Source organism: Snodgrassella sp. W6238H11 (genome assembly GCF_016100525.1).
Lineage (GTDB): Bacteria > Pseudomonadota > Gammaproteobacteria > Burkholderiales > Neisseriaceae > Snodgrassella > Snodgrassella alvi.
Genome location: NZ_JACFSH010000003.1, coordinates 368,370 through 379,820 on the forward strand (window position 1 = coordinate 368,370; position 11,451 = coordinate 379,820).

12 protein-coding genes are annotated in these 11,451 nt (G+C 42.3%); 11 read left to right on the top strand and 1 reads right to left on the bottom strand.

Annotation, left to right across the window (positions count from 1 at the left end):
* Positions 1 to 121: 121 nt before the first annotated feature.
* From pyrH to lpxA, 11 genes are all read left to right on the top strand, one after another.
* The gene (pyrH, locus tag H3V00_RS08035; RefSeq protein WP_198186737.1) at positions 122 to 841 is read left to right on the top strand and encodes a UMP kinase; all 720 of its coding nucleotides are present in this window, start codon (positions 122 to 124) and stop codon (positions 839 to 841) included.
* Positions 842 to 968: 127 nt separating this feature from the next.
* Positions 969 to 1,526 carry a ribosome recycling factor gene (frr, locus tag H3V00_RS08040; RefSeq protein WP_025329697.1) on the top strand — a complete coding sequence of 186 codons (558 nt, stop codon included), beginning with the start codon at positions 969 to 971 and terminating at the stop codon, positions 1,524 to 1,526.
* Positions 1,527 to 1,554: 28 nt separating this feature from the next.
* On the top strand, positions 1,555 to 2,304 hold the full coding sequence (locus tag H3V00_RS08045) for an isoprenyl transferase (protein ID WP_143555308.1): 750 nt from the start codon (positions 1,555 to 1,557) through the stop codon (positions 2,302 to 2,304).
* A gap of 8 nt (positions 2,305 to 2,312) precedes the next feature.
* Positions 2,313 to 3,122, top strand: a complete 810-nt coding sequence (locus H3V00_RS08050; protein WP_198207474.1) for a phosphatidate cytidylyltransferase — start codon at positions 2,313 to 2,315, stop codon at positions 3,120 to 3,122.
* Positions 3,123 to 3,129: 7 nt separating this feature from the next.
* The gene (gene ispC / locus H3V00_RS08055) at positions 3,130 to 4,332 is read left to right on the top strand and encodes a 1-deoxy-D-xylulose-5-phosphate reductoisomerase (RefSeq protein WP_198207476.1); all 1,203 of its coding nucleotides are present in this window, start codon (positions 3,130 to 3,132) and stop codon (positions 4,330 to 4,332) included.
* 14 nt (positions 4,333 to 4,346) lie between these two features.
* Positions 4,347 to 5,687: an RIP metalloprotease RseP gene (rseP, locus tag H3V00_RS08060; protein WP_198207478.1), complete on the top strand. Its 1,341-nt coding sequence runs from the start codon at positions 4,347 to 4,349 to the stop codon at positions 5,685 to 5,687.
* Positions 5,688 to 5,690: 3 nt separating this feature from the next.
* Positions 5,691 to 8,066 (top strand): outer membrane protein assembly factor BamA, encoded by a 2,376-nt coding sequence (gene bamA, locus H3V00_RS08065; RefSeq protein WP_198207500.1) that lies wholly within the window; start codon positions 5,691 to 5,693, stop codon positions 8,064 to 8,066.
* A gap of 24 nt (positions 8,067 to 8,090) precedes the next feature.
* Entirely contained in the window at positions 8,091 to 8,588 is a 498-nt protein-coding gene (locus H3V00_RS08070; RefSeq protein ID WP_025329703.1) for an OmpH family outer membrane protein, read from the top strand.
* 9 nt (positions 8,589 to 8,597) lie between these two features.
* Positions 8,598 to 9,659, top strand: a complete 1,062-nt coding sequence (gene lpxD / locus H3V00_RS08075; RefSeq protein WP_198207480.1) for a UDP-3-O-(3-hydroxymyristoyl)glucosamine N-acyltransferase — start codon at positions 8,598 to 8,600, stop codon at positions 9,657 to 9,659.
* A 4-nt stretch (positions 9,660 to 9,663) separates the two neighbouring features.
* A complete protein-coding gene (gene fabZ / locus H3V00_RS08080; protein WP_025329705.1) occupies positions 9,664 to 10,122 on the top strand; it encodes a 3-hydroxyacyl-ACP dehydratase FabZ in 459 nt (152 codons plus the stop codon).
* A gap of 71 nt (positions 10,123 to 10,193) precedes the next feature.
* Positions 10,194 to 10,970 (top strand): acyl-ACP--UDP-N-acetylglucosamine O-acyltransferase, encoded by a 777-nt coding sequence (lpxA, locus tag H3V00_RS08085; protein WP_198207482.1) that lies wholly within the window; start codon positions 10,194 to 10,196, stop codon positions 10,968 to 10,970.
* Positions 10,971 to 11,332: 362 nt separating this feature from the next.
* Here the strand turns inward: lpxA and H3V00_RS08090 are convergent.
* Positions 11,333 to 11,451, bottom strand: a 119-nt coding sequence (locus H3V00_RS08090) for an integrase core domain-containing protein (protein ID WP_144340592.1), incomplete at its 5' end; no start/stop codon positions are given.

Sequence of the window (11,451 nt, forward strand, 5' to 3'; positions counted from 1 at the left end):
GTGCTTTTTTTTGAGTTATCTGTTTACTCAGGTTGAGATAGCTGAAATAAAAGTTCCCATTTTTTTAAAATTTATCGATCGCTGTTAAACATCTAATAGCAAACTGACAGAAAGAATGATCATGACCAAACCAGCAAAATACAAACGTGTATTATTGAAATTATCCGGAGAGTCCCTGATGGGGCCGGATGCTTTTGGTATCAATCGCGATACTATTATGCAAATCACTGCACAGGTTAAAGAAGTGGTCGATATGGGTGTAGAAGTGGCTATTGTTATTGGCGGCGGTAACATCTTTCGCGGAATGGCGCAATCAGCCAAAGGCATGGAACGTGCTACTGCCGATTACATGGGCATGATGGCAACGGTGATGAATGCACTGGCTCTGAAAGAAGCATTTGAAAGTCAGCAGGTTAAAGCCAGAGTGCAGTCAGCACTAAGTATGCAGCAGGTAGCAGAAACTTATGCACGCCCGAAAGCCATCCAGTATCTGGAAGAAGGTAAGGTGGTGATTTTTGCGGCAGGAACCGGCAATCCGTTTTTTACTACAGATACCGCAGCAAGTTTGCGTGGAGTAGAAATGAATTGTGATATTATGTTAAAGGCAACCAATGTTGATGGGGTTTATACTGCTGATCCTAAAACCAATCCTGAAGCCAAACGTTATCAGCGAATTACTTTTGATGAGGCGATTAGCCAGAATCTAAAAGTAATGGATGCCACAGCATTTGCTTTATGTCGTGAACAGAAACTGAATATTGTGGTATTCGGCATCTTCAAACCGGGAGCACTTAAACGGGTTATCTGGGGTGAAGATGAAGGTACATTAGTCCATGTATAAACATCAGACAGCTTAACTAAACTTGTGGTGACGCGTATAACTGCGTTAGTATGCGCGTTTGCCATTTTCTGACAGCAAAAATTTGAGAAAATTGAAATAAATGCTGTCAGGCCAGACAGGAATATTCATGATTAACGAAATTCAACGCACTGCTGAAACCAAAATGCAGAAATCACTGGATGTATTGCGCGATAATCTGTCTAAAGTTCGTACAGGACGCGCTCATACCGGTTTACTAGATCAGGTTGAGGTAGAATATTACGGAAGCATGGTGTCTGTTAGTCAGGTTGCCAGTGTAACCTTGCTGGATGCCCGCACCATCGGGGTGAAACCCTATGAAAGTAAAATGGCTGCTGTTATCGAAAAGGCTATTCGTAACTCAAATCTTGGTCTGAATCCGGCTGCAATGGGTGATCTGATTCGGGTACCCATGCCAATGCTTACCGAAGAGCGACGTAAAGATCTGATTAAAGTAGTCCGTGGTGAAGCTGAAGATGGCCGAGTAGTCGTGCGTAATATACGACGTGATGCCAATAATGACCTCAAACGTCTGCATAAAGACAAAGAAATCAGTGAAGACGAAGTTCGTCGCGGTGAAGAAGGTATTCAGAAGCTTACTGATAAATACATTGCTGAAATTGATAAGATGCTGGCAACTAAAGAAGCCGATCTGATGGCAATCTGAACTATATAATTGCAGTAAAGGATGTATTTTGGTTACTAGTAGTACTCAGAGTGTGCCCGAACATACCGAAATCCCGAGGCATATTGCCGTTATTATGGACGGTAATGGACGTTGGGCTAAAAAACGTCTGATGCCACGGATTATGGGGCATAAAAAAGGGCTGGAAATGCTGGAAGAAATGACAGCAAACTGCGCACGTATGGGTGTGGAGTATCTGACAGTCTTTGCTTTTTCTACTGAAAACTGGCGTCGTCCTCTGGACGAAGTTAATTTTCTGATGGGACTGTTTTTGCAGTCATTGCAAAAACGGGTACAAAAATTGCATAAAAATAATCTGCGTCTGCGTGTCATTGGTGATCGCAGCCGTTTTGCAGCAGAAATCGTACACGGGATTGAAGAAGCAGAAGCATTGACAGCAGCCAATACCGGGCTAACTCTGACTATAGCTGCTGATTATGGTGGTCGCTGGGATATTTTGCAGGCGGTTAATCAGGCTATTCAGGCCGGAGATACCAAACTGACTGAAACCAGCATCCTGCCATATCTGTCACTTGGTTATGCTCCCGAACCGGATTTATTTATCCGTACAGGCGGCGAAACTCGTATCAGTAATTTTCTTCTATGGCAACTGGCTTATACCGAGTTATATTTTACGCCAGTTCTGTGGCCGGATTTTGATGAATCTCAGCTGGCTAATGCTGTACGTTCCTATCAGGAACGGGAGAGACGGTTTGGCAGAACCTCGGAGCAGTTGCCACTTACCCAACAGCGACTCTAAATTTATTTATGCTCAAACAACGTATTCTTACTGCTCTGGTTTTACTGCCCTTAATGATAGGTATGTTGTTCGGGGCTAACAACAGTTTATGGGCTGCATTTAGCGGTCTGATTGCCTTACTGGCTTTATGGGAATATGCCCGTATTGCCCATTTCACTAACATACAGAATGCCCTCTATCTGCTGGTCAGCGCAGTAGGCGGCGGATGTCTTTATTTTTATTATCAGCAGACGGCATTACCACTCTGGGCACAGATAATGGTTTTGCTGTTCTGGCTGATTATCGTACCAGTTTGGTTAAAATTTAAATGGAAGATCAGAGCCAACTTGTCTGGTGTCATGATTGGCTGGCTATTAATGGTTCCTTTCTGGCAGGCATTAATTTCCTTGCGGTCGGATACTAAAGCTGCCGGTGCTCTTTTATCGATCATGGCGTTAGTGTGGATTGCCGATATTGCTGCCTATTTTGTCGGAAGGGCTGTGGGTAAACGTAAACTGGCTCCAACTATCAGTCCGAATAAAAGCTGGGAAGGTGCTATTGGTGCGGTTATTTGCGTTGCTATCTATACAATTGTCCTGCAACAGCAAGGCTGGTTACCCTTTATTCTGCCTTGGTGGCAAACCCTGTGTCTGGCTTTTGTTCTAACTGCAGTCAGTATCTGCGGTGATTTGCTGGAAAGCTGGTTAAAGCGTGCCGGTGGTGTAAAAGACAGTAGCCAGCTTTTACCCGGACATGGTGGTGTGTTTGATCGGATAGATTCCCTGATTGCTGTACTGAGTGTTTATGCCGCCTTGATAGCCTGTTTTAGTGTAAAGTGATTTTTTGATGAGTGGTTATAATCCTACATCTATAACTATTCTGGGAGCGACTGGCAGCATTGGTCAGAGTACTCTTGATGTTATTGGGCGCCATCCTGAACGGTTTTCTGTTTTTGCGTTGACCGCACACCAGAAAATTGATCGTCTGGCAGAACTGTGTATCCGGTATCATCCAGTTTACGCTGTGGTTGCTACCGCTGCGCAGGCGGATGTTCTGCGAGTACAATTACAGACGGCTGCTGTTACTACAGAGGTTTTATTTGGAGAGCAGGCCCTGTGTGATGTTGCACAGGATAGTGAAACTGATGCTGTCATGGCTGCTATTGTGGGTGCCGCCGGCTTAAGACCTACGTTAGCAGCAGCGAAAGCCGGTAAGACTATTTATCTGGCAAATAAAGAAACTCTGGTAGTCGCCGGTGCCTTATTTATGCAGACTGTTCAGCAGTACGGTGCACGGCTGTTACCTGTAGATAGTGAGCATAATGCTATTTTTCAGGCATTACCTGATAATTATCAGGGAAATTTGGAGCATGCTGGTGTAGCATCACTGGTTTTAACGGCATCAGGTGGTCCTTTTCTGCATACTGCACTGGCAGATTTTGCGGCTATTACCCCTGAGGCTGCAATATGCCATCCAAACTGGCAGATGGGTCGCAAAATTTCTGTTGATTCAGCTAGTATGATGAATAAGGGTCTTGAGTTAATAGAGGCTCATTGGTTATTTAATGCTGCTGCTGAACAGCTGGAAGTGATTATTCATCCGCAAAGCGTGATACACAGCATGGTTCGTTACCGAGATGGTTCTGTTCTGGCTCAAATGGGTAAACCGGATATGCGTATTCCGATTGCACATTGTCTGGGCTTACCAGACAGAATTGATTCAGGGGTTGAACAGCTGGATTTTACCAGTTTAAGTGGTTTACACTTTTTGGCACCGGATTTCGTGCGTTTTCCATGCCTGAAACTGGCTTATGATGTATTACACAGCAATCATCCGGCCAGTTCATGTGTGCTGAATGCAGCTAATGAAGTTGCCGTAGCTGCCTTTCTGGACAGAAACATTCAGTTTGTTGATATAGCGTCAGTTGTTGATAACTGTCTGCAATATTTTAGCGGGCAAACTGCGTCTTCTATAGAAGAACTCTTGCAACTTGATACACGGGTGCGTAGTGTAGCTAGTGCATGGATAGCTGGCCGGTCTGCCGGATGAGAACAGGATAAACCATGTTATTAACCATATTTGCTTTTATTGTAGCAATTTTACTGCTGGTAAGTTTGCACGAATTAGGCCATCTGGTTGTGGCTCGCTGGTGTGGTGTTAAAGTACTGCGTTTTAGTATTGGTTTTGGTAAACCATTTTTTTGTTTAAAACGCGGCAATATCGAATGGTGTCTGGCACCCATCCCTCTCGGGGGTTATGTCAAAATGGTTGATACCCGTGAAGGAGATGTCAGTGAAGCTGATTTACCTTATGCTTTTGATAAGCAGCATCCTCTTAAACGTATTGCAATCGTTGTTGCCGGCCCGTTGACCAACTTGATATTAGCAGTACTGCTGTATGCAGCAAGTTTCAGTATAGGCGGTATTACTCAAATTCGCCCCTGGGTGGGTATGATTGAGCCAGCTACAGTAGCTGCTGATGCAGGTTTTCAGCAAGGCGACCGTATCAATAGTGTTAACGGACAGGCTGTCACAGACTGGACGGATGCTCAGGCTAAAATTATGCTTAATCTGGATAGCGGCAAAGTTCAGGTTGATGTTATCAATGCAGCCGGACAACCGCAGCAGCGGCAACTGAATATTGCCGGTACCGATGCTGCTGCTAATGTTGCCAAAACCGGTTATCTGGGTATTGCACCTTTCAAAGTCGTTAATCAGATAGGTATGGTTATACCGGATAGTGTCGCAGCTAAAGCTGGTCTGCGTACAGGTGATATTTTATTGACCATTAACGGACGCAAACTTACTGGCTGGCAGGATTGGGTAGACAGTATCCGGGCCAGTGCTGGTGCAAAACTTGACATTAGTTATCAGCGAAACGGACAGATTCTACAAACTAGCCTGCGACCGGAATCAGTGCTTGAAAAAGGAGCAATAATTGGTCAGGTTGGTGTAGGTGCCATGCGTGATAAAACATGGGATGCCCAGATTCGCCAGCATTATCAGCCCGGTTTTTTTGAATCCGCACGATTGGCTATGCAACGTACGTGGGATTACATTACACTTACTCTTTCCATGTTTGCTAAATTACTTACTGGTCAGGCATCGCTGCATTATCTTTCCGGTCCATTGACTATTGCAGATGTGGCTGGCAAAACTGCTGCTATGGGCTGGCAAAGTTATACAGAATTTCTAGCTCTGGTTAGCGTAAGTCTTGGCGTACTCAATTTATTACCCGTTCCCGTATTAGACGGGGGGCATTTACTGTATTATGCCATCGAGTGGATTCGTGGCAGACCCCTGAGTTTGCGTATACAGGAAATGGGGTTGCGTTTTGGTATTGCTGCCATGTTAATGTTAATGCTGGTGGCTTTCTTCAATGATATTACCCGTTTGTTTGGATGAATGATGAAATTAAAACAGATTACTGTCAGTTTAATGGCTCTGGGCCTGTCTTCACTGGCTTTAGCAGTAGAACCGTTTACCATAAAAGACATTCGGGTAGAGGGTTTACAGCGTACAGCTCCCACAACTGTTTTCAGTTACCTTCCGGTTAAAATCGGTGATACTTTTACCGATACGGAGGGTGAAGAGATTATCAAAAAATTGTATGCGACAGGTTTTTTTGATGATGTACGGGTTGAAACTATGGGTAATCAGGTCCTGTTAACTGTAGTGGAACGGCCAATTATCAGCAGCTTTGATGTTACTGGCGGTAAATCCATCAATAATAATGATATTAAGAAAAATCTGAGTGGTTTTGGTCTGGGGCAATCACGTGTATTTAATCCGGCTACATTGGAGCAGGCAATAGTAGGTTTGCAGGATGCCTATCGCCAGCGTGGTAAAAATGCGGTAAAAATTACTCCCAAGGTTACCCGGCTGGAACGTAATCGTGTTGCACTTGAGCTGAAAATAGATGAAGGTGCAACAACAACTATCAAATCAATTAATTTTAGTGGTAATAAACACTATTCTGCCCATACTTTACGCAAACAGATGTCATTAAGCCAGAAAAGCTGGACAAGCTGGTTAACCAGGGATGATCGTTATTCAGATACCCAGTTACAGCAGGATCTGGATAAAATCAATAATTATTATCAGGATCATGGGTATCTGAATTTCCGTATTGCTGATGTTAAAGTAAACAGCAGTGAAGATAAAACTGCTCAGATGATTAACATCACAGTAAATGAAGGCGAACGCTATCGCTGGGGTAATGTAACTGTTGGCGGTGATACCCGTGAAGTACCAGCAGAATCATTACAGCAACTGGTTAAAATCAAACCGGGAAGATGGTATAACCGCTCACAGATGATTAATATCATCAGAGCAATTCAGGACAAAATGGGTAGCTCAGGTTATGCTTTCTGTCAGGTAGATGTTCGTTCTGTAACTAATGAAAATACACATGTTGTCGATTTTGTACTGAATGTTGTTCCTGATCGTAAAGTCTATGTTAATCAGATCAATATTACAGGTAACAACAAAACCCGTGATGAGGTACTACGGCGAGAATTGCGGCAAATGGAACGCGCTCCCTATGATGTATCGAAAATTAATCGTTCCAAAGAGCGTGTTCAGCAATTAGGCTATTTTGATAATGCTCAGGTAGATGTTAAGCCTGTAGCAGGTACACCAGATCAGGTTGATCTGGATATGAGTGTCAAAGAGAGATCAACCGGTTCTATTAATGTTGGTGCCGGCTGGGCGCAGGATGACGGTTTGCTGCTGTCAGCAGGTATTGCACAGGATAATTTGTTTGGTACCGGTAAATCGGCCAGTCTGCAACTATCCCGCTCCAAGGTTAATCAGGTTGCGGCTCTTTCCTTTACTGATCCGTATTTCACTCCTGATGGTGTCAGTCTGGGGTATAACCTGTACTATCGTGGTTATAACCCCAGCAAATCAGACAGTAACTCAATGGATTATAAAACCACGACCATTGGCGCAGCAATGACCATGGGCGTACCGATTACCGAGTATGATCGGGTTAATTTTAGTCTTGGTGCAGAGCATCTGGCCGTTAACTTATATGGCGAATATGCGCCGCAGCGTTATGCTGAATTTGTTCAGAAATATGGTAAAGATAACTGGATATTAAAAGGTACTGTCGGCTGGGGTCGTAACACTACAGACAGTTCATTATGGCCTACTCGCGGCTACATAATGAATGCTAATATTAACAGTGGTTTACCCGGCGGCGATTTACAATATTACAGCATTAGTCATGACCAGCGCTGGTATTTCCCGATAAATAAAAACTTTACCCTTATGCTATACGGACAGCTTGGTTATGCGGATGGCTATGGAAAAACCAAGGATTTGCCATTTATGTATGCTTTTAATGGCGGTGGTTTAGGTTCAGTACGGGGTTATGAGTCTGGTACACTTGGTCCGAAATACTTTAACCGATACAGTGACGGTTCATATAGTAGTGATTCCAGCAGTTATGGTGGTAATTATATTGCTACTGCAACTGCAGAACTGTTGTTCCCGTTTCCGGGAATTAAAGATCAGCATACTGTCCGCCTCAGCATGTTTGCAGATGCCGGTAGTGTGTGGGATAACAAAACTTATAACTATTATGATGAAAAAAATCCTTATGGCGGCTCCAAAACACATAAATCAAGTATTGGTAACGAAGTACGCTATTCTGCTGGTTTAGCTGTTACCTGGTTGTCACCTATGGGACCACTGAAATTCAGTTATGCTTATCCAATTCATAAGAAATCGGAAGATCAGATACAACGCTTCCAGTTCCAGTTGGGAACTACGTTCTAATCGCAGCTAGATAAGGACAAATTTATGTTTAAAAAAATTGTTTTAACATTTGCTGCTGTGCTTTCCTGCTCTTTTGCATGGGCAGAAAGTATACAAAAGCTCGGCTTTATTGATACCAGCCGTGTTTATCAGCAATCTGTTCAGGCTCAGTCTATTCAGAAAGATCTTGATAAAGAATTTGCGCCGTTGCAGAAAAAACTGCAAGTCATGCAAGCTGAAGGGCTGAAATTAAAAGAAGCAATTGAATCAGGGAAAGTTCCGGCGGCCGAACGAGAAGCAAAAATAAAACAAATGCTGCAAATGGATGAACAATATAAAGAAGCAGCTGCAAAACTGGCAGAAGATTACAACCTGCGTCGTAATGAAGAGTTTGCCTCACTTCAGCAAAATGCCAATAAAGTTATTATCGAAATGGCACGAAAAGAAGGATATGATTTAATCATACAGGATGCCATATTTGTCAACAGTAAATTTGATATCACTGATGCTGTTATTAAAGCATTAAATGCACAAAAACAGTAAGGCAGAAATATGGCTGTAAACCAGATAACCACTACCGCTTTAGTTGAACAGCTGGGCGGACAATTGCGTGGCAGTGATGTCATTATTACCAGAATTACTTCATTACAACAGGCGCAAGCAAACGATATCAGCTTTCTCAGTAATCCGCGTTTGCGTGCAGAAGCATTGGCTAGTAAGGCTGGGGTACTGATTGTTACCGAAAAATCTGCCGAAGTTTTAACTGATCGTACACTGATTGTTACTGATGATCCTTATCTCTACTTTGCCCAAGTTGCCCGTTTGTTTCATCCTCGCATTCAGGCTAAAGCATCTATCCATCCCAGTGCAGTAGTTGCACCATCTGCAAAAATTGCAGCCAGTTGCGAAATTGGTGCTCATGTTGTTATTGGTGAGCGCTGTATCATTGGTGAAAACACACGCATTCTGGCTGGCGCTGTTATTGAAGATGATTGTACGGTGGGTAATGACTGTGTTATTCATGCTAATGTAACCATTTATCATGGTTGTATACTGGGTAACCGGGTAGAACTGCATTCAGGATGTGTTATTGGTGCTGATGGGTTCGGTTTTGCATGGGACAAACAGAAAAATGAATGGTTTAAAATTGTTCAGACCGGTTGCGTGATTCTTGGCGATGATGTCGAAATTGGAGCCAACACCACAATTGACCGCGGAGCAATTGAAAACACCATCATAGAAAATGATGCCAAAATTGATAATCAGGTGATGATTGGCCATAACGGCAAAATCGGTGCTCATGTAGCTATTGTAGCCTGTACAGGCATTGCCGGTAGTACAGAAGTTGGTGCTTATTCAGTTATCGGCGGTGCAGCAATGATTGGTGGTCATTTACACATTCCGCCGAAAACAACTATTGGTGCTGCTACAGCTGTCAGTCACAGTATTAAGGAAAGCGGATACTATGCTTCTATTTTTCCGTTACAAAAACATAGTGACTGGGTAAAAAATGCTGCCCATATTCGTCATTTACATGAAATGAGTCAAAAAATAAAAGCCTTGGAACATCAATTAGCCGAATTAAACGGCAATTCATCAAACCAACAGGATTAAAGCAATGGATTGGTCTTTACCTTTAGATATTCGTACCCTGCAGAAATTATTACCTCATCGTTATCCGTTTTTACTGATTGATCGTGTTATCGCTTACGACAGTGAAGCCATGACTTTGAGTGCAATTAAAAATGTCACAGCTAATGAACCTTTTTTTCTTGGTCATTTTCCTGATTTTCCGGTTATGCCTGGTGTGTTGATTATTGAAGCTATGGCACAGGCATGTGGAACACTGGCTATTTTAAGTCATGGTGGTCGTGACGATGATGAAATTTATTTTTTTGTAGGCATCGATAATGCCCGTTTCAAGCGTCAGGTTGTTCCCGGCGATCAGCTGAAATTCGAAGTTAAATTATTGGCAAACAAACGTGATATCGGTAAATTCAAGGCTGTTGCTTTAGTAGATAATCAGGTTGCGGCAGAAGCTGAAATCATGTGTGCCAAACGCAAGGTAGAAAAATAAAAAATACATCACTAAAAATATTAATCATCTATGATTAAACTAGTCGTTAACCACGACAGCAGGAAATATACATGACGCAGATTCATCCCACAGCCATTATTGATCCCAAAGCAGAACTCGATAGTAGCGTATCTGTGGGAGCCTATACCATAATCGGTGCAAACGTGCAGATTGGAGCTAATACCGATATCGGACCGCATGTTGTTATTGACGGGCACACTACTATTGGTGAAGGCAATCGAATTTTTCAGTTTGCTTCACTGGGAGCAATCCCACAAGATAAAAAATACCATGGGGAACCAACAAGACTTATTATTGGTAACCATAACACCATCCGTGAATTTACCACCTTCAATACGGGTACCGTTACCGGCATTGGTGAAACTCGTATAGGTGATGATAATTGGATAATGGCTTATGTTCATTTGGCTCATGACTGTGTTGTCGGCAATCATACAGTTTTTGCCAACAATGCATCGCTTGCAGGACACGTTGTTATCGGTGACTACGTAATACTGGGCGGCTTCTCACTTGTACATCAATTTTGTCAAATTGGCGATTATGCTATGACAGCTTTTGCTGCCGGTGTGCATAAAGATGTACCTCCGTATATTATGGCTGCCGGTTATCGTGCCGAGCCAGCCGGACTTAACACTGAAGGTTTACGCCGGCACCAATTTACATCAGAACAAATTGCCAACATCAAACGTCTGTATAAAATTCTTTACCGCCAGGGATTGGCTTATGCTGATGCTAAAGCCAGAATTATTGCTGAAGCAGATTCAGCACCTGAGTTACATGTGTTTAAAGAATTTTTTGCACAATCAACACGTGGCATTATTCGTTAGATCAGGCGAAATACAACAGGTAGATAATCAACAATTAATCTACCTGTTTTACATTTAAAGATAGAAATCCAGATACAGATATTTAATAGATGGATTATTTAATAATCTAGAAAATTTTTACATGAAATTTACTACATAACAATATCTAAATTTTACAAGTTATTTTAATAAGTACCTCAGAAAAATCTGCTGAATAATAAACTCTGTTATTCCATAACTCTGGAAAGCAATATTGATATATTGCTTTTATTAATACTTATATCGTGAAAATTTCATTATAAATATAAAAGGGAGAATCAATCGTTTGAATGGTTATAAATATTGTAAATACCCCATTGTTAGCACACAAACCAAGTAGAAAATCATGCTATTTGTTTCATGTTTCTATATTCAATTGGTGTCATATTATTTAATGCTTCATGCGGTCTTTCTGTGTTATATATTTCTAACCATTCTTCCGTTATTTTTCTTGCTTGTTCCA

What these genes read in the sequence shown, in the direction of transcription:
- pyrH (WP_198186737.1), top strand. Translation starts at nt 122, where the DNA reads ATGACCAAACCAGCAAAATACAAACGTGTATTATTGAAATTATCCGGA.
- frr (WP_025329697.1), top strand. Translation starts at nt 969, where the DNA reads ATGATTAACGAAATTCAACGCACTGCTGAAACCAAAATGCAGAAATCA.
- H3V00_RS08050 (WP_198207474.1), top strand. Translation starts at nt 2,313, where the DNA reads ATGCTCAAACAACGTATTCTTACTGCTCTGGTTTTACTGCCCTTAATG.
- ispC (WP_198207476.1), top strand. Translation starts at nt 3,130, where the DNA reads ATGAGTGGTTATAATCCTACATCTATAACTATTCTGGGAGCGACTGGC.
- rseP (WP_198207478.1), top strand. Translation starts at nt 4,347, where the DNA reads ATGTTATTAACCATATTTGCTTTTATTGTAGCAATTTTACTGCTGGTA.
- bamA (WP_198207500.1), top strand. Translation starts at nt 5,691, where the DNA reads ATGAAATTAAAACAGATTACTGTCAGTTTAATGGCTCTGGGCCTGTCT.
- H3V00_RS08070 (WP_025329703.1), top strand. Translation starts at nt 8,091, where the DNA reads ATGTTTAAAAAAATTGTTTTAACATTTGCTGCTGTGCTTTCCTGCTCT.
- lpxD (WP_198207480.1), top strand. Translation starts at nt 8,598, where the DNA reads ATGGCTGTAAACCAGATAACCACTACCGCTTTAGTTGAACAGCTGGGC.
- fabZ (WP_025329705.1), top strand. Translation starts at nt 9,664, where the DNA reads ATGGATTGGTCTTTACCTTTAGATATTCGTACCCTGCAGAAATTATTA.
- lpxA (WP_198207482.1), top strand. Translation starts at nt 10,194, where the DNA reads ATGACGCAGATTCATCCCACAGCCATTATTGATCCCAAAGCAGAACTC.